Annotated in this window: 13 protein-coding genes; 5 read left to right on the top strand and 8 right to left on the bottom strand. The window is 63.2% G+C overall.

The features are described 5' to 3' along the window. The first annotated feature begins 2 nt into the window (after positions 1 to 2). Positions 3 to 2,789 (top strand): dermonecrotic toxin domain-containing protein, encoded by a 2,787-nt coding sequence (locus ACI7M0_RS01660; RefSeq protein ID WP_129932094.1) that lies wholly within the window; start codon positions 3 to 5, stop codon positions 2,787 to 2,789. A 17-nt stretch (positions 2,790 to 2,806) separates the two neighbouring features. Here the strand turns inward: ACI7M0_RS01660 and ACI7M0_RS01655 are convergent, their stop codons facing one another. The 8 genes from ACI7M0_RS01655 to glnE form a co-directional block, all read right to left on the bottom strand. After that, the gene (locus ACI7M0_RS01655) at positions 2,807 to 4,249 is read right to left on the bottom strand and encodes a lipopolysaccharide kinase InaA family protein (RefSeq protein ID WP_129932093.1); all 1,443 of its coding nucleotides are present in this window, start codon (positions 4,247 to 4,249) and stop codon (positions 2,807 to 2,809) included. Then, the gene (locus ACI7M0_RS01650) at positions 4,249 to 5,001 is read right to left on the bottom strand and encodes a lipopolysaccharide kinase InaA family protein (protein ID WP_003255640.1); all 753 of its coding nucleotides are present in this window, start codon (positions 4,999 to 5,001) and stop codon (positions 4,249 to 4,251) included. Before ACI7M0_RS01650 ends, ACI7M0_RS01655 begins: the two co-directional genes overlap by 1 nt. Continuing rightward, on the bottom strand, positions 4,998 to 5,732 hold the full coding sequence (locus ACI7M0_RS01645; RefSeq protein ID WP_010951698.1) for a lipopolysaccharide kinase InaA family protein: 735 nt from the start codon (positions 5,730 to 5,732) through the stop codon (positions 4,998 to 5,000). The genes ACI7M0_RS01650 and ACI7M0_RS01645 overlap by 4 nt, the downstream gene beginning before the upstream one ends. Beyond that, positions 5,732 to 6,538 carry a lipopolysaccharide core heptose(I) kinase RfaP gene (gene rfaP / locus ACI7M0_RS01640; protein ID WP_010951697.1) on the bottom strand — a complete coding sequence of 269 codons (807 nt, stop codon included), beginning with the start codon at positions 6,536 to 6,538 and terminating at the stop codon, positions 5,732 to 5,734. Before rfaP ends, ACI7M0_RS01645 begins: the two co-directional genes overlap by 1 nt. Beyond that, a complete protein-coding gene (locus ACI7M0_RS01635) occupies positions 6,535 to 7,659 on the bottom strand; it encodes a glycosyltransferase family 4 protein (RefSeq protein WP_129932092.1) in 1,125 nt (374 codons plus the stop codon). The genes rfaP and ACI7M0_RS01635 overlap by 4 nt, the downstream gene beginning before the upstream one ends. Further along, positions 7,659 to 8,717, bottom strand: a complete 1,059-nt coding sequence (waaC, locus tag ACI7M0_RS01630; protein WP_129932091.1) for a lipopolysaccharide heptosyltransferase I — start codon at positions 8,715 to 8,717, stop codon at positions 7,659 to 7,661. Before waaC ends, ACI7M0_RS01635 begins: the two co-directional genes overlap by 1 nt. Then, positions 8,718 to 9,767: a lipopolysaccharide heptosyltransferase II gene (gene waaF / locus ACI7M0_RS01625; protein WP_064492516.1), complete on the bottom strand. Its 1,050-nt coding sequence runs from the start codon at positions 9,765 to 9,767 to the stop codon at positions 8,718 to 8,720. It lies immediately after the preceding gene. Positions 9,768 to 9,969: 202 nt separating this feature from the next. After that, a complete protein-coding gene (gene glnE / locus ACI7M0_RS01620; protein WP_010951694.1) occupies positions 9,970 to 12,903 on the bottom strand; it encodes a bifunctional [glutamate--ammonia ligase]-adenylyl-L-tyrosine phosphorylase/[glutamate--ammonia-ligase] adenylyltransferase in 2,934 nt (977 codons plus the stop codon). Positions 12,904 to 13,286: 383 nt separating this feature from the next. Here glnE and aceE point away from each other — a divergent pair, with 383 nt between their 5' ends. From aceE to msrA, 4 genes are all read left to right on the top strand, one after another. Further along, the gene (aceE, locus tag ACI7M0_RS01615) at positions 13,287 to 15,932 is read left to right on the top strand and encodes a pyruvate dehydrogenase (acetyl-transferring), homodimeric type (protein WP_003255651.1); all 2,646 of its coding nucleotides are present in this window, start codon (positions 13,287 to 13,289) and stop codon (positions 15,930 to 15,932) included. 13 nt (positions 15,933 to 15,945) lie between these two features. After that, positions 15,946 to 17,589 carry a dihydrolipoyllysine-residue acetyltransferase gene (gene aceF, locus ACI7M0_RS01610; RefSeq protein ID WP_104886797.1) on the top strand — a complete coding sequence of 548 codons (1,644 nt, stop codon included), beginning with the start codon at positions 15,946 to 15,948 and terminating at the stop codon, positions 17,587 to 17,589. A 306-nt stretch (positions 17,590 to 17,895) separates the two neighbouring features. After that, positions 17,896 to 20,586, top strand: a complete 2,691-nt coding sequence (locus ACI7M0_RS01605; protein ID WP_129932090.1) for a bifunctional diguanylate cyclase/phosphodiesterase — start codon at positions 17,896 to 17,898, stop codon at positions 20,584 to 20,586. Positions 20,587 to 20,754: 168 nt separating this feature from the next. Further along, the gene (gene msrA, locus ACI7M0_RS01600; RefSeq protein WP_010951691.1) at positions 20,755 to 21,423 is read left to right on the top strand and encodes a peptide-methionine (S)-S-oxide reductase MsrA; all 669 of its coding nucleotides are present in this window, start codon (positions 20,755 to 20,757) and stop codon (positions 21,421 to 21,423) included.

The following is a 21,423-nucleotide window of genomic DNA, read 5'->3' as shown; positions in this document are numbered from 1 at the left end:
CCATGCGCCCCCTCGAACAACTGGAACAGATCGACCGACAGATCGGTGACCTGCTCGACGGCCTTCCGACCCTCGACCTTCAACAATCCATCAACCCCGACACACGCACCTGGCTGCACGGCGAACTGGCCAGCTTCTGGACCACGGCCGATGAGCATGGTGAAACCCCCAGACAAAAGCTGCTGGCACTGCGCAAGGCGCTGATGCTGGCCGAGGTTGAACTGCGCCTGGGCGACGAGACCTTGGGCTACCGCTCAGCCGATCAATTATGGGCCTGCCTGCAACAGCCACTACCCTCCCAGCGCAGGCATATGCCCCTGGCCAAAAGGCCACAGGTCTACCGCGTTCTGCTGGAAGGCCTACGGCCCAACTGGCGAAGCTACCTGCCAGGCACACTGATCATCGTTGCCGGTACCGCCGAAGGCCCTATGCTCACTCCTCAGGATGCCGCAGGCGCTGCCTTGCTGTGCAGCCTGTCACAAGGCATCGAGGCTTTCGACTCCCTGGGCGCACTGCACCAGGAGCTTTGCGAACGCCTGGAAGACCCACTCCAGAGCAGACCGCTGCTGCATCTGTACACTGATACGCAGGCGGACCGCGCTCGCCGGTCACAGCGCCTGCGCTATGACTGGTACGCCGACAGCCTGCTGGAGGCCCAGATCGACAGTGTGATAGAAGCCCAACGCCAACGCCTGAGTGACACCGGCTTGTGGAGCAACGGCTCACCCGACCAGCACACCCGAATACATAAAGCCCTGGCGCTATGGCCCGAAGTCGGCGCCAAACCCATCCTGCAAACACGCTACTCCCAATTGCTTGAGAAGCACCTGCCCAACTGGCTGCGCAATACATCTGCGCAAGGCCTGAGCCATATGATGCAGGCAATGCAAACGCTGGTGGCAATCGCCGAGCAGGCTGCTGCCCCGGGAGTGCTGAGCCTTGACGACTTCAAGCAACGCAATAGCCTGTTGGCCTGGGCCAACGCACGCCTTCGCGAGCGCCTGAGCCATGACCTGGGGTATGACACAGACCCTCGCGAGATCAATATCATCGTCGTGCGCGCCCGCCGCACGGGCGCCATCATGCATCCCTTCGCCCTCTCATCCTATGTCACCTATGTAGGCATGCGACGCGTGGGCCACGAGATGGTGGAGATGGTCGAGGAAATCAACACCCTCGAAGAGATCGCCCTCAAGAACTTGCCGTGGTTCGATACCGACTACTGGCTGACTGCCCGGGTGATCCATGCCCACGGCAAAGCCATGCCCGCCGGGCTCACGCCGCCGTATATCAAGCACATGGTCCGGGAACTGAACGTGGGTGACAGCTACGCAAAGTACCTGCACACCCAACTGATTAGTTCCAGAGCGGGCAAATGGCGCCTGACTGCGCACAGCAAGGTCAACCGTGCACGCATGCACGCTGAAGCAGTCAAGGCGCGCTACGCCGGACACTTTGGCGAAGACCCTTTCGAACATGGCTACAACTGGGTGCGCGCAGTGCTGGACCAACCACACAATGCCTTGCGTGCGCCAGTAGCAGGCTACCCGGTCACTGTTCGGCAGTTGAACATCATGGGCCATACCCTGCAGGGCGTGCTTCTGCTCAACAGCCTCCCCTACAAGTCTCCAGCATGCGTGCTGTACACCCCGGATGCCCCGGACCGCAGGGCCTGGCGCCGTTTTCGCACCACCCGCGAACTGCTTCGCACATTGCGCCAACAGCCCGCGTTGAGAGCATACGTAGCCCAGCGCCTGCCATTGCTGCCTGTCGCCACGGTGCAGCGGTTGCTGGACAAGGGGCGCCTGAGCACGCATTTGACCACGCCCGAGGTCAAAGACGACCTTTTCTTCGACTACTACATGGCCGAGGCCCGGGCGCTGATCGCCCAGGCCGATGCCGACAGCATGACGACCAGCGAAGTGAATGCGGAGTCGGTCATGGCGCTGAGCTGGCGTTTGCTGGATTTCATCAGCCTGCTGCTGCCCAACCGCGCGTTGCTGGTGCTGTCGATTGGCCGCATGGCAATCGATATCCTGGACGGCATCGAGGCCTTCAACCAAGAGGATGTCGAAGGGGTGATGCGGCATTCCTATCAGGCGCTTAGCCACCTCAACGATGCAGGTACCAGTTTTCTCGGTTCCAGATTGCTACGCCGGTCCCTGCGCGGAATACCCAAACAACCGCCACTGCCGCTGCCCGCACGCTTCCAGGCGCAACCGGACAGCAGCAGCCTCCGGTATCGCATAAACGGTATCTACGGTGAGGGTGTATACGAGCAAAGCTCGGCGTTTGGTGGGCTGTCGCTATATTTCGTCAAGGACAGCGACAACCGCTACTACCAGGTCAGCTTCGACGGCTACCGCTGGCGGGCCATCGACCCCGACCAGCCAGATGCCTATCTGCAGCAACCGCTCAAGCGCAAAGCCGACGGGCAGTGGGTGATCGACTCACCGGTGCTCTGGTACGACGGGCTGCCCGACCTGACGCAATTACTGCAGGACTGTTATCTGCAAACGCCTGTGGCCGGCCTGCCGGTAAACATCGAACAAGGGCTTTTTCAGGCTGACGATCAGCTGTACCTGGCACTCGAGAACGGGCAGTTGCCTGTGCGCCGCCACCTGCTACCGGATCATTACCACTTGGAGATTGCCGTTGCCAGCAACGCCGGGGTGGTGCCGTGGGCGGTGCTGCGCCACGAAAACGGCCAGTGGCTGATACGCGTTCGCCAGGCAGGGCGCAGCAGTGACTGGCTGACACTGCCAGATCAACCACCGCCGGCCCACTGACAGCGGAGCCGGCGGCCTCAGTCGACCAGTTTTGGCAACAGCCGGTCCAGCCGCTGATGCAAGGCACTGCCATTGGGCCAGTTGCGCAGCAGCCGTGCCCGGTCACGGGCATAGGCCGGGGCGAAGCTGAGCTGGGTGGCGTGCTGGCACATGGCATCGAGGTCGATCAGCGACCACTGGCCGTTGTGCCAGAACAGGTTATGGCCTTTGAAGTCGCCGTGGCTGATGCGCTCTCGAATCAGCTGCTGCATCACGTGCACCAAGGCATCCACCTGTTCCTCGGGCGCATCGCCGCTTTCGACGTAGGGCGCGAAGCATGCCGTCAGGTCCGGGCCGTCGACATACTCGGTGACCAGGTAAGCACGGCTGCGCAGGCCCAGCACCCGCTGTTCCAGCACCGCGAGGGGGCGTGGCGTGGCGATGTCGAGGAATTCCAGGCGGTGGCCTTCAATCCAGGAATGCCAGGCCCGGCTCGGGCGCCAGAAGCGCTTGAACCAATGTGCGGTGTTCTTGATGTTGTAGCGCTTGATCACCAACTGGCGACCATTGACCTCGATGCGCGCCACGCTGGCAGCGCCACCGGTCTTGTACAAATGGCCCTTGTCGATCAGCGCATCGGCCTGCTCCAGTACAGGCTGCATGGCCTCGACCTCACTGCGGCGGATCGCCTGCAAGCCCGAGAGGGTGCGCTGGACGCTGAACAGGCTGCACTCGCGGCCAGCCTTGTCCAGATAGTCCTTCTGGCGCCAGTTGCGCACCTTGTCCACCTGTTTCTGCAGCGCTTCCAGCGGCAAGGCATGCTCGGCATTGGCCAGCAGGTAATGCACCAGCAGCTCTTCGATGAACGGCTCCAGGCGCTTGGGCAACTGGGCGAAGAACACCCCGAGGTTTTCCAGCACGCGTGGACGCGACAACTGCTGACCGGGTGTTTCCGCCCTGATGCCCGCACCGTCGATCAGGTACAGCTTGCCGGCATGGCGCAGCAGGTTGTCCAGGTGCAGGTCTTCCTGCCAAAGGCCTCGGGCGTGCATGTGCGCCACAGCCGTGAGCGCTTCGCCCAGTACCAGGTGCTGCTCGTCCGCCAGCACAGGCAGGTTTTCCACTGCGGCCCAGGCATCGGCCAGGCTTTGGGCACCGTCAAGGAACTCGAACAGCAGCCAGCCGCCCTCGCCTTCCTTGAGGCCGTCGGCCAGTAGCGTCGGTGTGGTCAGGCCTTGTTCGGCCAACAACTTCACACCCTGCAGTTCGCGCTGGAAATGCCGCGCGGCGTTACCCCCGACCAGCAACTTCGCCAACACCGGTGTGCCACGCCAGACACCAGCGCCCACATAACGCTGGCCCGGTAGTACGCGCAGCAGGCTGAGCAATTGCAAGTCGGCGCTGCCGGCGGCATCAACCAACGTGATACTCAGGGGCAGCGCCGGGCTGCGCCCGGCATCCTTCAGTTCAGACAAACGCATCAGCGGGCCTCTTTTTCACGACGGCGTTGCGTCAGCCGTTGCAGCCAGGTGTCGACCAGCGCGCCGTCAGCCGGCTGCCCCAGGTAGGTAGCCAGCAAAGTACGTACATCCTGCACGCGCCAGGCCTGCGCGCGGCGCAGCAGCGGTTCCAGGTCCTTGAGGCGGTCACGCATGCCGAACAGCAGCGGCCGGGTCTTTTCCAGGTCGATCAATTGCGCGTCCCAACCCTCGCGGCGTTGACGCAGGAAAATGTGCTTGGGATAGAAGCAGCCATGCACCTGGCCGGCGCTGTGCAGGGTACGCGCCAGCTGACCGCAGGCCTGCAGGATGCCAGTGCGCTCGGCTTCACCCAACCGCGGCCACTGCGCCAGCAGGCTGTCGAGGTCGGCCCACTCGTCCAGAGCGCGGGTCATCAGGATGGCCCGGTGCTTGCCGCCCTGCTTGCGCTCGCCGTAGAACACCGCCTGCAATGCCGGAATGCGCAGCTTCTGGTAGCGACTGATGTTACGGAATTCGCGGGCGAAGGTGGGCTCGCCGAACGGCCGGTGCAAGGTACGGGTCAGGTAGTCGCTCTGGCGCTTGAGGTAGTAGCCCTTGCCTTCGAGTTCCAGACGGAAGACGCTGCTCCAGCCACCACGGCCGGTGTTGGGTTCGTCCACAGCATCAAGTTGCAGCGCCCACAGCGCCTCGAAGTTGTCCAGGCCATGGCGCTTGAGCAGCGCGAGGTCCGCGCTGGCCAGGTAATCGGTCATTCCCTTCCCTCGAAAAAGCCCAGTACCCGGTGAATGCGCTTCTTGTCACGCACATTCAGGCGGTCGCGGCCACGGTATTGCAGGTAGAAGCGCAAGCGCTGGGTAGCTGACAGGTGGTATTTGGCCACTTTGTCCAGGCATGCCAGGTCCTTGATCATCCGGTGGCGCCACATGAAACCGCGCCAGAAGTCGCCGGTGGGACAGTCAATGAAGAATAGCGTGCCTTGGTCATCGACCAGCAGGTTGCGCCACTTCAGGTCGTTATGGGCAAAGCGGTGTTCGTGCATGACCCGGGTATGGCGCGCCAGCTGACGGCTGACATGGTCGACCCAGGCGCGGTCGGCCAAGCGCGCATCGTTGTGTTCGGCCAGGGCCGACAGGTCTTCGGTGTGCGGCAGTTCACGGGTGATCATCGCGCCACGGCCAAAGGCCAGGCCGTTGCGCTCCAGGCCCCAGGCCACGACTTCGGCAGTGGGGATACCCCATTTGGCGAACTGCTTGAGGTTTTGCCATTCGGCCTTGATGCGTGGCCGCCCCAGGTACCGGCGCATGTGCTTGCCGGCGCCGGTGTAGCGCTTGACGTAGTAGTTGATCCCGTCACGCTCAATGCGTACCACTTCACTGAGCGGGTCGCGGGTCAGCCGTTCGCCCTGGAGGGCGAACACCGCGTCGAGGCTGCCGAAGTCCGCCGCCAGGTGTTCGTACCCCGGCGCCAGTGTCCAACTCGCCATCAGAGTGCATCCCCATAGCGTTGCTTGCGATCGTAGAGTTTCTGGGCCTTGCGCTCCAGCCAGGCGAGCAGCGCGGCTTCGTCCTTCAGCACCTGCCGCAGCGGACGCTGGAAGTAACCACGCAGGAAGCGCAGCTTGTCGCGTTGGGTCAGGCCGATGTCCAGGGCCGAAAAGTACAGCGCAGCCAGGTCCTTGTCGCGCCAGCGACGGCTGATTCTGGCACGGGTTTGCGCGCGGTGCAGGTCGATCACCGACAGCTTGAAGTCATCCGCCGTCACCGGTCGGTCGGTGTGCAACAGGAAATGGCAGATGTAGCAATCGCGGTGGTTGACCCCGGCGCGGTGCATGCCGCCGGTCATCTTCGCCACCTCGGCGATAAGTGCACGCTTCAGGCGCGGCTCGGGCGGCTGTTTGACCCAGTCGATGCTGAAGTCTTCCAGGCTGATGGTCGGCGCCAGCTCTTCGGTGATGATGAACGAGTGCTGCGCGGCCGGGTTGCTGCCACGCTCGCCGTAGGCGACTGCGGTCATGGTCGGCACGCCCACTTCATGCAGGCGTTGGATCGCCCGCCATTCCTGGCCGGCCCCGAGCACCGGCAACTTGGCGGTGAACAGGTTCTTGAAGATCTCGCCCCAGCCGATGCCACGGTGGATCTTGACGAAAAAGCCCTCGCCAGCCACTTCGGTGCGCAGCGTGCGGCGCCCTTCCAGCTCGCGATAGACCTCGCCTTGCAGCGCCTCCACGGCGTCGAAAGCATCACGCCCGGCCCACAGGCGTTTGAAGGGTTCGGCCAATATCAGCTTCATGCGGTCTTTTGCCCCAGGATCACGTCGGCAGCATGCTGCGGCATGCTGTACAGATCGGCGCTATCAGCAAATGCCAGGCCATTGCGCGACCAGCTGGCACGCGCCTGCGGGTCTTCGAGCATGCGCTGCAGATAGCCGTTGAGCTGGTCTTGTTCGAACGGCTCGTCCAGCACCAGGCCGCTGTCGGCCTCGGCAATGTAGTGGGCATAACCGCACACCTTGGACACCAGCACCGGCAAGCCGGCGACCAAGGCTTCGAGCAGCACCGTACCGGTATTCTCGTTGTACGCCGGGTGAATCAGCAGGTCGGCGCCCAGCAGGAAGCGCGGGATATCGCTGCGGCCCTTGAGGAACTGCACCTGGTCGCCCAGGCCCAGGGTAGCGCTTTGCAGCTGGAATACCTTGGGGTCGTCCTGGCCGATCACCATCAGCCTGGTGCGTTTGCGCAGGGCTGACGGCAGCGCGGCCAGTGCCTTGAGGCTGCGGTCCACGCCTTTGGTCTTGAAGCCTGAACCAATCTGCACCAGCAGCAGGTCGTCATCCCCCAGGTTGAATTCCTTGCGGAACTCGGTGCGGATCTCGGCGGCATTGGCCGGCGCACGGCGATCCTGGGAAATGCCTGGCGGCAGCAGGTGGAAACGTTCTACCGGGGTGCCGTAATGCTTGATGAACAGCGGCTGCTGCACTTCGGAAATCATCAGCACTTCGGTATGGGCGTCCTTGGCAAACACCGCACGCTCGTACTCGGCAAAGTGCCGGTAGCGGCCCCAGCGGCGGTACAGCCCACCGCGCAGGGTCTGTGCCTTGTCCTCGAAGCAGCCGTCGGCGGCGTAGTACACGTCCAGCCCTGGCATCTTGTTGAAGCCGATCAGGCGGTCGACCGGGCGCTTGGCCAGGTCGGCGGCCATCCAGGCGCTGAGCTTCTCATTGCGGCGGTGGTTGAAGATCGCCTTCACCGGCGCCACCAGCACTTCGAAACCCGGTGGAATGTCACCCTCCCAGATCAGCGTATACACACGGATCTGGTGGCCCCGCTTCTGGCATTCCAGGGCAATGCGCATGAAGTCGCGCTGCAGCCCGCCGAAGGGGAAATATTTGTAAAGCACGAAAGCCAGTTGCATCAACGGACATCCTCAGCCAGCAGCAACGCGCTCAAGCGGCTCGCCACATGCTCGGGATTCAGGCGAGTGAAGCACAGTGGCCACTCGCGTTTCAGATCGAACCGGGCCAGGTCATCGGCGCTCGGTTTGTAGGTGCACTTCTTCTGCAGGCAGGGAGCGCAAGGCCAGTCACTGGCCTGGTGAATCTGGGTCCGTCCGTAGGCGCCAGTCAGGCCCGGGTTGGTAGGGCCAAACAGCGAAAGGGTGGGCACATCGAGTGCCGCCGCCAGGTGGCCAAGGCCGGTATCGACCGCCACGCAGGCCTTTGCCGCCGCCAGAACACGAGCGACGCCGGCAAGGTTCAATTTGGGGAGCACCTGGCAGTTGTTCAAGCCTTGGGCAATTCGCTCGGCCCGCGCCTTCTCAGCCGGATTACCCCAGGGCAGGCGCACTTCCAGCTTGCGCCGGCCCATGCGCTCGGCCAGTTCGCGCCAGTAGGCTTCGGGCCAGTGCTTGGTCGCCCAGGTGGTGCCATGCAGGAACACCACATAGGGCGCAGCTGGCGGCAGTTGCAGGCGGTCGAGGTCCAGGCCGTAGTTGCCGATGCCTTCTGGCAGGTCATAAGCCAGGGCCATGGCAAACAGTTGGCGCACCCGCTCCACCGCGTGCTGGCCGGTAGCGACCGACAGAGGCCGGTCGTAGAAGCGGCTGGCCCAGCCTTCGCGCGCCGAGTAGCGGTCCAGGCCGGCTACGGGTGCCTTCACGTAACGGGTCAACCAGGCCGACTTGACCAGGCCCTGGGCGTCGATCACAAGGTCATACTTGCGCTCGCGCACGCGCTGCTTGAACGCCTTCCACTCGCCACTCTTGATGGTTTGCCAGAGGTTCTTGCGCCAGCGACGGATCGCCACCGGGATGACCTGGTCGACCGCAGGGTGCCAACCGGGGATTTCGGCGAAGCCTTCTTCCACCACCCAATCGAAACGGATGCCGGGAATGGCATGGGCGGCATCGGTAAGCGCCGGCAGGGTGTGGATTACGTCCCCCAGCGACGAGGTCTTGATGATCAGTACCCGCACTTAGTCGACCTCGGCCACGGTATCGATCAGGTCCGGTCCGCTGAGGCTGTGCAGGGCGGCGATCACTTTGCCCGGTTCCAGCAGACGCAGGCAATTGTAATGGCCGAAGCGACAGGTGCGGTCAAAGCACGGGCTGCACTCGATACCGGTGCGCACCACTTCCACCTGTTCGGCCAGGGGCGGGGTGAAGCCGGGTGAAGTCGAGCCGTACACCGCCACCAATGGACGGTTCAGCGCAGCGGCCACGTGCATCAGGCCGGAGTCGTTGGACACCACGGCATGGGCGCAAGACATCAGGTCGATGGCCTCGGCCAGCGAGGTCTCACCGGCCAGGTTTGACGATTCTTCACGGAGCCCCGGAATCAGCCGGTCGCGGATCTGCTCACCGACCGGGTGATCGTTCTTCGAGCCAAACAGCCACACTTGCCAGCCTTGGCGAATCATCGCATCGGCCACAGCGGCATAGTGCTCTGCCGGCCAGCGCTTGGCTTCGCCAAACTCGGCGCCAGGGCACAGCGCCAGTACCGGACGGTCCAGTTCCAGGCCGAACTTGGCCAGGGCGGCGTCACGGCTTTGCGCTTCGATCTGCAGGTTGGGGCGGGGGTATGGCTGCGGCAGCTCGGTGTCGGGCGCGTAAGCCAGGGCCATGAAGCGCTCGATCATCAGCGGGTAGCGGGCCTTGTCCAGCTTGCGCACATCGTTCAGCAGGCCGAAGCGCATTTCACCGCGCCAGCCGGTGCGTTTGGGAATGCCGGCAAAAAAGGGCACCAGCGCCGACTTGAGCGAATTGGGCAGCAGGATGGCCTGGTCGTACTGGCCGGCCAGGGACTTGCCGATGCGCCGCCGGGTGGCCAGCTCCAGCGCGCCGTGGCCGAGCGGGAAGCTCAAGGCCTGGCGCACTTCAGGCATGCGCTCGAGGATCGGCCGGCTCCATTCAGGGGCCAGCACGTCGATCACGCAGTCGGGGTGCTGCTGTTTCAGGCACTGGAACAGGGTCTGCGCCATCACCATGTCGCCGACCCAGCTGGGGCCAATGATCAGTATTCTCATGCTTAGTCCAGAAACGCTCGGGGAGGCTACAGGCTGCGGTACAGCCTGGCCTCCCCTCTTTATATTCAGGCTATGTGGCGGACAGTGTACCACTCACATGGCCTATTCGCGGGCAAGCCCGCTCCCACAGGGATTGCACACTGCTCAGGGCCTGTGCAGTACCTGTGGGAGCGGGCTTGCCCGCGAATAGGCCAACACGGTATCAGCTTAAACCCAACTCACCCCAGATCCGCCGCACTTCACGGCGTTCATCGGCAAACTGCGCCGCATCGATCACCCCGGCCTCCTTCTGCAGGGCCTGGCGGTGGGAGGCCGAGCGGAACGCCTTGTACACTTCACGCAACAGCACCGCGTCACTGGCCGGCATCAAGTTCGCCTGCTCCAGCTCTTCCAGAATGCGGATGTTATCGGTCCATCGAAGTATGGCCGGATGGTCATGGGACCAGGCCAAAGCGGCGTATTGCACCATAAATTCGATATCGACGATACCGCCGGCATCCTGCTTGATATCGAAGGGTACGCCGGCGTCGAAAGCGTTCGCCGCAGTACCGGCAGCCGTAGCCTTGGTACCGAGGTTGTCACGCATCTTGGCGCGCATTTCACTCACCTCGCCGCGCAGTTTTTCCAGGTCGCGGGCCTGGCCCAGTACCTTGGCACGCACACCTTCGAATGCCGCCCCCACCTGCTTGCAACCCACCAGCACACGGGCCCGTACCAGCGCCTGGTGCTCCCAGGTCCAGGCTTCGTTCTGCTGGTAGCGCTCGAAGGCGCCCAGCGAGCTGACCAGCAGGCCCGAGGCGCCGGACGGGCGCAGGCGCATATCCACGTCGTACAGTTGGCCCGAGTTGGTCTGGGTGGTCAGCAGGTGGATGATGCGCTGCCCCAGACGCGTGAAGAACTGCGCGCTGTCGATAGGCTTCGCACCGTCGGTTTCCGCCTGCGGATCGCCGTCATGGATGAAGACCAGGTCCAGGTCCGAACCGTGGCCTAGCTCCAGGCCGCCCATCTTGCCGTAACCGATGATGATGAAACCCGGGTCGCACAGGCTGCCGTCGCTGCGCTTGGGTTGGCCGTGGCGGGCCACGGTCTGGCGCCAGGCCAGGGCCAGCACCTGGTCGAGGATGGCTTCAGCCAGCCAGGTCAGGTAGTCGCTGACTTTCATCAACGGCAGGTTGCCGCTGATTTCCGAGGCGGCCACGCGCAGGCTGTGGGCCAGCTTGAAATGGCGCAGCGCCTCCATCTGCTGCTCCAGGTCGTCCTCGGGGATGCGAGTCAGGCGCTCGCGCAGCTCGCTGGCCAGCTCTGGCGCCAAGGGCGGGCTGAACAAGCGGCCCTCATTGAGCAGTTCGTCGAGCAGCAGCGGGTAAAGGGCAATCTGCTCGGCAATCCACGGGCTGGCGGCGCACAGCGTCAGCAAACGGCGCAAGGCACCGGGGTTTTCGGTCAGCAGTACCAGGTAGGCCGAACGCCGTGCCACAGCCTCGACCAATGGCAACACCCGCTCAAGCACCAGGTCAGGGTTGTCATGCTCCACCGCCTGGGCCAACAGCCGTGGGATGAATGCGTCAAGTCGCTCACGGCCGATGCGCTGCATCGAGCGCAACTGCGGGCTGGAACGCAGCCCGGCCAGGCGCCTCAAGGCTTCGGCGGGTTGCTTGAAGCCAGCCTCTTGCAATTGCCGGCCGGCGGCTTCTTCATCCTGCGCCTGCTCCCACAACGGCGACCACTCGCCACCCACCACCAGTTCGCCTTCGCCGTCTTCATCATCCGGGTCGGCAATGACCTGGCGGAAATGCCAGTCGATACGGCCACGCCAGTACATCAACTGGTCGTGGAAGCTCTGCCAGTCGGCAAAACCGAGCACGTAGGCCACGCGTGCCTGATCGGTCTCACCTTCCGGCAACATTTGCGTCTGGCGGTCGGCAATGGCCTGGATGGCGTGCTCGGTATAGCGCAGGAACTCATAACCCTCGCGCAACTCAGCCACCACTGCTGGCGGCAGGTAGCCTTGGCCTTCCAGGGTGGCCAGCACCTTGAGCAACGGCCGCTGCTGCAGGCTGAGGTCACGCCCGCCGTGGATCAGCTGGAAGGCTTGGGCGATGAACTCTACTTCGCGAATACCACCGGCACCCAGCTTGATGTTCTCGGCCATGCCCTTGCGCCGCACTTCCTGCTGGATCAGCTGCTTCATGGTGCGCAGCGCTTCGATTGCGGAAAAGTCCAGGTAGCGGCGGTACACGAACGGGCGCAGCATCTCCTGCAACTGCGCGCCGGCCGCCTGGTCGCCGGCTACCACCCGCGCCTTGATCATCGCGTAACGTTCCCAGTCACGGCCCTGGTCCTGGTAGTACTGCTCCAGTGCATTGAAGCTGAGCACCAGGGCACCCGCCGAACCATAGGGACGCAGGCGCATGTCAACGCGGAACACAAAGCCGTCGACGGTAACCGGGTCCAGTGCCTTGATCAGCCTTTGGCCCAGGCGCGTGAAGAACTCCTGGTTGTCCAGCGAGCGCTTCACGCCTTCGGTTTCACCTCCCTCGGGGAAACCGAAGATCAGGTCGATGTCCGACGACAGGTTAAGCTCTACCGCTCCCAGCTTGCCCATGCCCAGCACCACCATGTGCTGCGGCTGGCCGCTGCGGTTGCCGATGGGCGTGCCGAATTGCTGGCAATGGCGCGGGTACAGCCATTGGTAGGCTTCGTCGATGGCCGCATCGGCAAGGTCCGACAGGTCACGGCAGGTTTCGCCAAGTTCCGCCTGACGGGTAATGTCGCGCCAGATAATGCGCAGCTGCTGGCGGTTGCGCGCGCGGCGCAGATTGCGCGCCAGCTCGTCCTCACTCTGTGCCGCCTGGGCTGTTGCGGCGATTTGCCCGCGCAGCTCACCCGGGGCGTAACGCCGCTCCAGCTCGCCGCTGGCCAGCAGGGCGAACAGCATGGCGGGCTCGCGCTGGGCCAAACTGAGCACGAATTCACTGGCAGCAGCCACCTGATCGAACTGCTGCCGGTGCAGCGGGCTCCAGGCCTGCAGGTCGAGTTCGGGGTGGCCGGCCACGGCATCGCTGATGAACTGCTGGTTGCGAGTGACCAGCGGCTGCAAGGTGGCAGGCAGATCGGAGGGCAAAGGTAGGCGCATGGTCTATCCTTGATCGGCGTGAAATAGAGGGGAAAAAGCGGCCAAGGGGAAGCCGGACCACGGTTGGACTGTCGTACAAAAGTTGGAAATAGCTGAAAAAAACGAAAACTTGGCAACAAACATCAAGAACCACCCGTTCGCGACACAATGCCAACCAACATGAACGTTTTTCCTCACAAGCCAAGGTGCGACCAAACGTCGCACAAATGTAGTTTTACTACTACTCGTGTCGTGTAAAAGCATGAAATGCGAAAGCAAATGTAGTAAAACTACAACGCGCCGGAAGACACCCCGGTAATCCAAGAATTCACGACGTCTGCCCATAAGGCCAGTCGCAATCTCAGGCAATCGATTCTGGTTGCCTTTCCGCCCTGGAGCAAGCCATGCAAGACCTCGATCCAATCGAAACCCAGGAATGGCTGGATGCCCTGGAGTCGGTCCTCGACAAAGAAGGCGAAGACCGCGCTCATTACCTGATGACCCGTATGGGCGAGCTGGCCACCCGTAGTGGCTCCCAGCTGCCATATGCGATCACCACGCCATACCGCAACACCATCCCTGTCACCCACGAAGCACGCATGCCTGGCGACCTGTTCATGGAACGCCGCATTCGCTCGATGGTGCGTTGGAACGCGCTGGCCATGGTCATGCGTACCAACCTGAAAGACTCGGACCTGGGCGGACACATCTCTAGCTTCGCCTCCAGTGCCACCCTGTACGACATCGGCTTCAACTACTTCTTCCAGGCCCCTACCGAAGAACACGGCGGCGACCTGGTCTTCTTCCAGGGCCACGCATCGCCAGGCGTCTACGCCCGTGCCTTCATGGAAGGCCGTATCAGCGAAGACCAGATGAACAACTTCCGTCAGGAAGTGGACGGCAACGGCCTGTCTTCGTACCCGCACCCATGGTTGATGCCTGATTTCTGGCAGTTCCCGACCGTTTCGATGGGTCTGGGCCCGATCCAGGCGATCTACCAGGCACGCTTCATGAAGTACCTGGAAGCTCGTGGCTTCATCCCGGCCGGCAAGCAGAAGGTCTGGTGCTTCATGGGCGACGGTGAGTGCGACGAGCCGGAATCCCTGGGTGCAATCGCCCTGGCCGGCCGCGAGAAGCTGGACAACCTGATCTTCGTCATCAACTGCAACCTGCAGCGCCTCGACGGCCCGGTTCGCGGCAACGGCAAGATCATCCAGGAACTCGAAGGCGTGTTCCGTGGCGGTGGCTGGAACGTCAACAAAGTCGTCTGGGGCCGTTTCTGGGACCCACTGCTGGCCAAGGACACCAACGGTGCCCTGCAGCGCCGCATGGACGAAGTCATCGACGGCGAATACCAGAACTACAAAGCCAAAGACGGCGCGTACGTTCGCGAGCACTTCTTCAACACCCCGGAACTCAAGGCCATGGTCGAAGACCTGTCCGACGAAGAGATCTGGAAGCTCAACCGTGGCGGTCACGACCCGTACAAGGTCTACGCGGCGTATCACCAGGCTGTGAACCACAAGGAGCAGCCGACCGTCATCCTGGCCAAGACCATCAAGGGTTACGGCACCGGTGCTGGCGAAGCCAAGAACACCGCGCACAACACCAAGAAGGTCGACGTCGACAGCCTGCGTCACTTCCGTGACCGCTTCGACATCCCGGTCAAGGATGCCGACCTGGAGAACCTGCCGTTCTTCAAGCCGGAAGAAGGTTCTGCCGAAGCCAAGTACTTGGCCGAGCGCCGTGCTGCCCTGGGCGGTTTCGTGCCACAGCGCCGTGCCAAGAGCTTCAGCGTGCCGACCCCGCCACTGGAAACGCTGAAAGCGATCCTGGACGGCTCGGGCGACCGCGAAATCTCCACCACCATGGCCTTCGTGCGTATTCTGGCGCAACTGGTCAAGGACAAGGACATTGGCCAGCGCATCGTTCCGATCATCCCGGACGAAGCCCGTACCTTCGGTATGGAAGGCATGTTCCGCCAGTTGGGCATCTACTCGTCGGTCGGCCAGCTCTACGAGCCAGTCGATAAAGACCAGGTGATGTTCTACCGCGAAGACAAGAAGGGCCAGATCCTCGAGGAAGGCATCAACGAAGCCGGCGCCATGTCGTCGTTCATCGCTGCCGGTACCTCGTACAGCTGCCACAACCAGCCGATGCTGCCGTTCTACATCTTCTACTCGATGTTCGGTTTCCAGCGTATTGGCGACCTGGCCTGGGCCGCTGGCGACAGCCGCACCCGTGGCTTCCTGATCGGCGGTACCGCCGGCCGTACCACCCTCAACGGTGAAGGCCTGCAGCACGAAGACGGTCACAGCCACATGATGGCGGGCACCATCCCGAACTGCCGCACCTACGATCCGACCTACGGCTACGAGCTGGCGGTGATCATTCAGGACGGCATGAAGAAGATGACCGAAGAGCAACAGGACATCTTCTACTACATCACCGTGATGAACGAATCCTACCAGCAGCCAGCCATGCCGGCCGGTGTCGAGGAAGGCATCATCAAGGGCATGTACCTGCTGGAAGAGGACACCCGCGAAGCTGCACACCACGTACAGCTGATGGGCTCCGGCACCATCCTGCGCGAAGTCCGCGAAGCCGCGAAGATCCTGCGTGAAGAGTTCAACGTCGGTGCCGACGTGTGGAGCGTCACCAGCTTCAACGAACTGCGCCGCGACGGCCTGGCCGTGGAACGCGCCAACCGCCTGAAGCCTGGCCAGAAGCCACAGCAGACCTACGTCGAGCAGTGCCTGAACGGTCGCAAAGGCCCGGTTATCGCCTCTACCGACTACATGAAGCTGTTCGCCGAGCAGATTCGTCAGTGGGTACCGAGCAAAGAGTTCAAAGTCCTGGGTACCGACGGTTACGGTCGCAGCGACAGCCGCAAGAAGCTGCGTCACTTCTTCGAAGTCGACCGCCACTTCGTGGTGCTGGCTGCCCTGGAAGCCCTGGCTGACCGTGGCGAGATCGAACCCAAGGTTGTCGCAGACGCTATCGTCAAGTTCGGTATCGACCCGGACAAGCGCAACCCACTGGACTGCTGAGGAGTATTTTTAAGTGAGCGAACTCATTCGCGTACCTGACATCGGCAGCGGTGAAGGTGAAATCATCGAGCTGTTCGTCAAGGTCGGTGATCGTATCGAGGCTGACCAGAGCCTGCTGACCCTGGAGTCCGACAAGGCCTCCATGGAAATTCCGGCGCCCAAGGCTGGCGTGATCAAGGAACTGAAGGTCAAGCTGGGCGACCGCCTGAAAGAAGGCGACGAACTGCTGGTCCTGGAAGCCGAGGGCGCCGCTGCTGCGGCCCCTGAGGCACCGGCTGCTGCCGCTGCTCCAGCTCAGGCTGCTGCGCCGGCTCCGGCCGCCGAAGCTGCCCCTGCTCCGGCAGCAGCCCCGGCTGCCGCCAGCGTGCAGGACATCCACGTGCCGGACATCGGTTCGTCGGGCAAGGCCAAGATCATCGAAGTGCTGGTCAAAGTCGGCGACACCGTCGAAGCCGACCAGTCGCTGATTACCCTGGAGTCCGACAAGGCTTCCATGGAAATCCCGTCGCCGGCCGCCGGCGTGGTCGAAGAAGTGCTGTGCAAGCTGGAAGACGAAGTCGGCACTGGCGACCTGATCTTCAAGCTGAAAGTGGCGGGTGCCGCCCCGGCTGCCGCGCCGGCACCGGCTGCTGCTCCTGCACCAGCCAAGGCTGAGGCTGCTCCGGCTGCCGCACCTGCTGCTGCAGCCCCGGCTGCTGCCCCTGCACCGGCTGCTACCGCACCGGCCGCTGGCAGCAATGCCAAGGTTCACGCAGGCCCTGCTGTTCGTCAGCTGGCCCGTGAATTCGGTGTCGAGCTGGGTGCAGTTGCTGCCACCGGCCCGCACGGTCGCATCCTGAAAGAAGACGTGCAGGTCTACGTCAAGGCCATGATGCAGAAGGCCAAGGAAGCGCCGGCAGCCGCCGGTGCGACCGGTGGTGCTGGCATCCCGCCGATCCCTGCCGTGGACTTCAGCAAGTTCGGTGAAGTGGAAGAAGTGGCCCTGACCCGCCTGATGCAGGTCGGTGCTGCCAACCTGCACCGCAGCTGGCTCAACGTGCCGCACGTGACCCAGTTCGACTCTGCCGACATCACCGAGCTGGAAGCCTTCCGCGTTGCGCAGAAGGCCGTGGCCGAGAAGGCTGGGGTGAAGCTGACCGTGCTGCCACTGCTGCTCAAGGCCTGCGCCTTCCTGCTCAAGGAACTGCCGGACTTCAACAGCTCGCTGGCGCCAAGCGGCAAGGCCATCATCCGCAAGAAGTACGTGCACATCGGCTTCGCCGTGGACACCCCGGACGGCCTGCTGGTCCCTGTGATCAAGAACGTCGACCAGAAGAGCCTGCTGCAACTGGCTGCCGAAGCCGCTGCACTGGCCGAGAAGGCGCGCACCAAGAAGCTGTCGGCTGACGAGATGCAAGGCGCTTGCTTCACCATCTCCAGCCTCGGCCACATTGGCGGCACCGGCTTCACGCCGATCGTCAATGCGCCGGAAGTGGCTATCCTGGGCGTCTCCAAGGCGACCATGCAGCCAGTCTGGGATGGCAAGGCCTTCCAGCCAAAGCTGATGCTGCCGCTGTCGCTGTCCTACGATCACCGTGTGATCAACGGCGCTGCCGCCGCGCGCTTCACCAAGCGCCTGGGCGACGTGCTGGGCGATATCCGCACCATGCTGCTGTAAGCCAGCACACTGCCCCTCCTTGCGAGGGGCAGTACCCTTTTCGAGCTGCCACGCTCGTACCTCAACCCCGTCGATTGGCGGGGCTTTTTTTGCCTGGGAAAAGCTGGGAGGGCTTCGCCCTCCTTTCGCGACACAAGGCCGCAAAGCGGCCCCAAAATCTCCAGCCAAACTACAGAATCGGCCACGTCAGCCGATAACCTGTCCACAGCATCAAGCATGGCCGCTTGCCAGCCCTCGGGACATGATGCAACCTTGCCAAATCCGCCGCAGCCACAAGGCAGCGTTCCCTCTTCAAGCGAGTCTTCGATGAAAAGCCAACCCGATGCCGCCAGCCGTGTGGCGGCCGAGGTCGTGACACAGTTACCCGTGCCCTCGCGGCTCGGCATGCTGCGTTTCGAAAGGCTCAACGAAGCCACCTGGGCCATGCTCTACCTTGACCCAGCCTGTGAGCGCCAGTTCGGCCTGAAAACCGGCGAGCTGTGTGCCCTGATTGACGCGCCCTACGCCAGCCTGATGGAACCCGAAGCACGCTACCGGCTGCACGACGAAATCCAGTTGCAACTGGCCCAGCGCGGCTACTATCGCGTGCGCTACACCCTGCACACACCGAGCACCTCGCTGCGTCTGCTGGAAGCGGGTGAAGCCTACAAGCAACACAACCGCCAGCTGTTGCGCGGCTACCTGAGCGTGCTCGACGACCAGCAGGAAGAGCCCGGCGAAACCGGCGCCAGCGACCTGGAGTCACGCAACAACCGCCTGCAGCTGGCCCTGCAGCTGAACCAGCGCACGCAGCAAGAACAGCTGGAGCACCTGGAGCGGGTGCGCGGCCAGCAGGACCTTATCCTGCGCCTCGCCCGCCATCGCTACAGCGCGGGCAACTCGCTGCTCGAAGCGGCCCAGCTGATCACCCAGAGCGCCTGCGAAATCTACAAGGTCGACTGCGCCAGCATCTGGCACCTGGAAGACCAACGCCTGGAACCGATCATCGCCTGGTACCGCGACGCCCAGGAGCACCGTCAGCCCGAAGCCATCGATGCCAGCCGCTTCCCCGACTACCTGGATGCACTGCACGCAAGCCGCGCCATCGACGCTCACAACGCCGGCCACGACCCGCGCACCCGCGCCCTGGCGCAAAGCATGCGCCCGGAAAACAAGGCCATGCTCGACGCCAGCATCCGTGTCGATGGCCAGGTGATCGGCGTGTTGTGCCTGGAGCAAAGCGGCCAGCCAAGGGCCTGGCAGTCGGACGAGATTGCCTTTGCCGGTGAGCTGGCCGACCAGTTCGCCCAAGTGATCACAAACCACAAACGACGGGCCGCGGCCAGCGCCCTGCACCTGTTCCAGCGTGCGGTCGAGCAGAGCGCCAGCGCCTTCCTGCTGGTGAACCGCGACGGCCGGGTGGAGTACGTCAACCCCAGCTTCACCGCCATCACCCAGTACAGTACCGACGAAGTGCAGGGCCGCCAGCTGGGTGAGCTACCGGCACTGGAGAACCTCAGCGAACTGTTGTTCGACTCGCCGTCGAGCCTGGCCATGGGCAACAGTTGGCAGGGCGAGTTCAAGAGCCGGCGCAAAAACCTGGAGCCGTACTGGGGCCAGTTGTCGATTTCCAAGGTGTACGGTGACAACCGTGAGCTGACCCACTACATCGGCATCTACGAAGACGTCACCCAGACCAAGCTGGCCCAACAACGCATCGAACGCCTGGCTTACACCGACAACCTCACCAACCTGGGCAACCGCCCGGCGTTCATCCGCAGCCTGGACGAGCGCTTCGCCCGCGATGGCGAAAGCTCTATGTGCCTGCTGCTGGTGGACATCGACAACTTCAAGCGCATCAACGACAGCCTTGGCCACCAGACCGGCGACAAGCTGCTGATCAGCCTGGCCAGGCGTCTGCGCAACAGCCTGCACAGCGGTGGCATCCTGGCGCGCTTTGCCAGTAACGAGTTCGCCGTGCTGCTCGACGACACCAGCCTTGAAGATGGCCAAGGCGTTGCCCAGCAGTTGTTGTGTACCCTCGACAAGCCGATGTTCGTCGACAACCAGCTGATCAACGTCACCGCCTCGGTAGGCCTGGCCTGTGCTCCGTTGCACGGCGTCGACCCGGCCAGCCTGATGAAGAATGCCGGCCTTGCATTGCACAAGGCCAAGGCCAACGGTAAACACCAGGTACAGGTGTTTACCGAGGTGCTCAACGCCGAAGCCAGCTACAAGCTGTTCGTCGAGAACAACCTGCGTCGTGCCCTGACCCAGAATGAGCTGGACGTGTTCTACCAGCCCAAGCTGTGCCTGCGCAGCGGTCGCCTGCTGGGCCTGGAAGCGCTGCTGCGCTGGAACCACCCCGAACGCGGCATGATCCGCCCGGACCAGTTCATCAGCGTGGCCGAGGAAACCGGCCTGATCATCCCTATCGGCAAATGGGTGGTGCGCCAGGCGTGCTGCATGAGCCAGCAACTGCGCAAGGCCGGCCTGGGCAACCTGCATGTAGCCATCAACCTGTCGCCCAAACAGTTCTCCGACCCGGACCTGGTGGCGTCGATCAGCACCATCCTCAAGGAAGAAGCCCTGCCCCCGCACCTGCTGGAGCTGGAGCTGACCGAAGGCCTGCTGCTGGAAGCCAGCGAAGACACCCACCGCCAGCTGGACGAACTGAAGGCCCTGGGCCTGACCTTGGCCATGGACGACTTCGGCACCGGTTATTCGTCGCTGAGCTACCTGAAGAAGTTTCCGATCGACATCCTCAAGATCGATCGCAGCTTCATCAACGAAATCCCCGACAACCAGGACGACATGGAAATCACCTCGGCGGTGGTGGCCATGGCCCACAACCTGAAGCTGAAGGTGGTGGCCGAAGGGATCGAGACGCCAGAGCAGCTGGCGTTCCTGCGCCGTCACCGCTGCGACGTGGGCCAGGGTTACCTGTTCGACCGGCCGATTCCCGGGCGCGAGCTGGCCGAACGGCTGAAGCGCTATCCGCGTGGCCCGGTGGCCTGACAGCTGCGTAATCCTCGGGCACTATAGAAGCCATTCGGGTCCCTTCGCGGGCACGCCCGCTCCCACAGGAACACCACAACCTTTGGAACCTGTGCTGTACCTGTGGGAGCGGGCATGCCCGCGAGGGCCCAAACCCCTACCCCACTGAATAAACACAGAGGAACGGCCATGGTCCTGCGTTCGGAAATCCTGGTGAACAAAAACGTCATGCCCACTGCGGAACAGGCCCTGCCTGGCCGCGACACGCCAATGAGCCTGCCCGAGTTCCACTACGTCTTCAAAGACACCCCACTGCTCGGCCCGTTCTTCGAAGGCGCCATCGACTTCGCCATCTTCGGCCTGGGCTGCTTCTGGGGCGCGGAGCGCCGCTTCTGGCAGCGTGAAGGTGTGGTCAGCACCGTGGTCGGCTACGCCGGCGGCTTCACCCCGCACCCTACCTACGAAGAAGTCTGCTCGGGCCTGACCGGCCACACCGAAGTGGTGCTGGTGGTGTTCGACAAGGACAAGGTCAGCTACCGCGAACTGCTGGCAATGTTCTGGGAGCTGCACAACCCCACCCAAGGTATGCGCCAGGGCAACGACATCGGCACCCAGTACCGCTCGGCCATCTACTGCACCAGCCCGGAACAGCTGGAACAGGCCAAGGCCAGCCGCGACGCCTTCCAGGCCGAGCTGAGCAAGGCCGGCTTCGGTGAGATCACCACCGAAATCGACCAGGCACCGACCGTCTATTTCGCCGAGGCCTACCACCAGCAGTATCTGGCCAAGAACCCGGACGGCTACTGCGGCATCGGCGGCACCGGCGTGTGCCTGCCACCCAGCCTGCAAGGTAACTGA

Origin of the sequence: Pseudomonas sp. 10(2024), assembly GCF_045164175.1 — a bacterium.
Lineage (GTDB): Bacteria > Pseudomonadota > Gammaproteobacteria > Pseudomonadales > Pseudomonadaceae > Aquipseudomonas > Aquipseudomonas alloputida.
The sequence above is the reverse complement of the archived record's forward strand: the minus strand, read 5'-3'. Positions and strand labels throughout refer to the sequence as shown.

Coding starts and splice junctions, on each gene's coding strand:
- ACI7M0_RS01660 (WP_129932094.1), top strand. CDS start 3: ATGCGCCCCCTCGAACAACTGGAACAGATCGACCGACAGATCGGTGAC.
- ACI7M0_RS01655 (WP_129932093.1), bottom strand. CDS start 4,249: ATGCGTTTGTCTGAACTGAAGGATGCCGGGCGCAGCCCGGCGCTGCCC.
- ACI7M0_RS01650 (WP_003255640.1), bottom strand. CDS start 5,001: ATGACCGATTACCTGGCCAGCGCGGACCTCGCGCTGCTCAAGCGCCAT.
- ACI7M0_RS01645 (WP_010951698.1), bottom strand. CDS start 5,732: ATGGCGAGTTGGACACTGGCGCCGGGGTACGAACACCTGGCGGCGGAC.
- rfaP (WP_010951697.1), bottom strand. CDS start 6,538: ATGAAGCTGATATTGGCCGAACCCTTCAAACGCCTGTGGGCCGGGCGT.
- ACI7M0_RS01635 (WP_129932092.1), bottom strand. CDS start 7,659: ATGCAACTGGCTTTCGTGCTTTACAAATATTTCCCCTTCGGCGGGCTG.
- waaF (WP_064492516.1), bottom strand. CDS start 9,767: ATGAGAATACTGATCATTGGCCCCAGCTGGGTCGGCGACATGGTGATG.
- glnE (WP_010951694.1), bottom strand. CDS start 12,903: ATGCGCCTACCTTTGCCCTCCGATCTGCCTGCCACCTTGCAGCCGCTG.
- aceE (WP_003255651.1), top strand. CDS start 13,287: ATGCAAGACCTCGATCCAATCGAAACCCAGGAATGGCTGGATGCCCTG.
- ACI7M0_RS01605 (WP_129932090.1), top strand. CDS start 17,896: ATGAAAAGCCAACCCGATGCCGCCAGCCGTGTGGCGGCCGAGGTCGTG.
- msrA (WP_010951691.1), top strand. CDS start 20,755: ATGGTCCTGCGTTCGGAAATCCTGGTGAACAAAAACGTCATGCCCACT.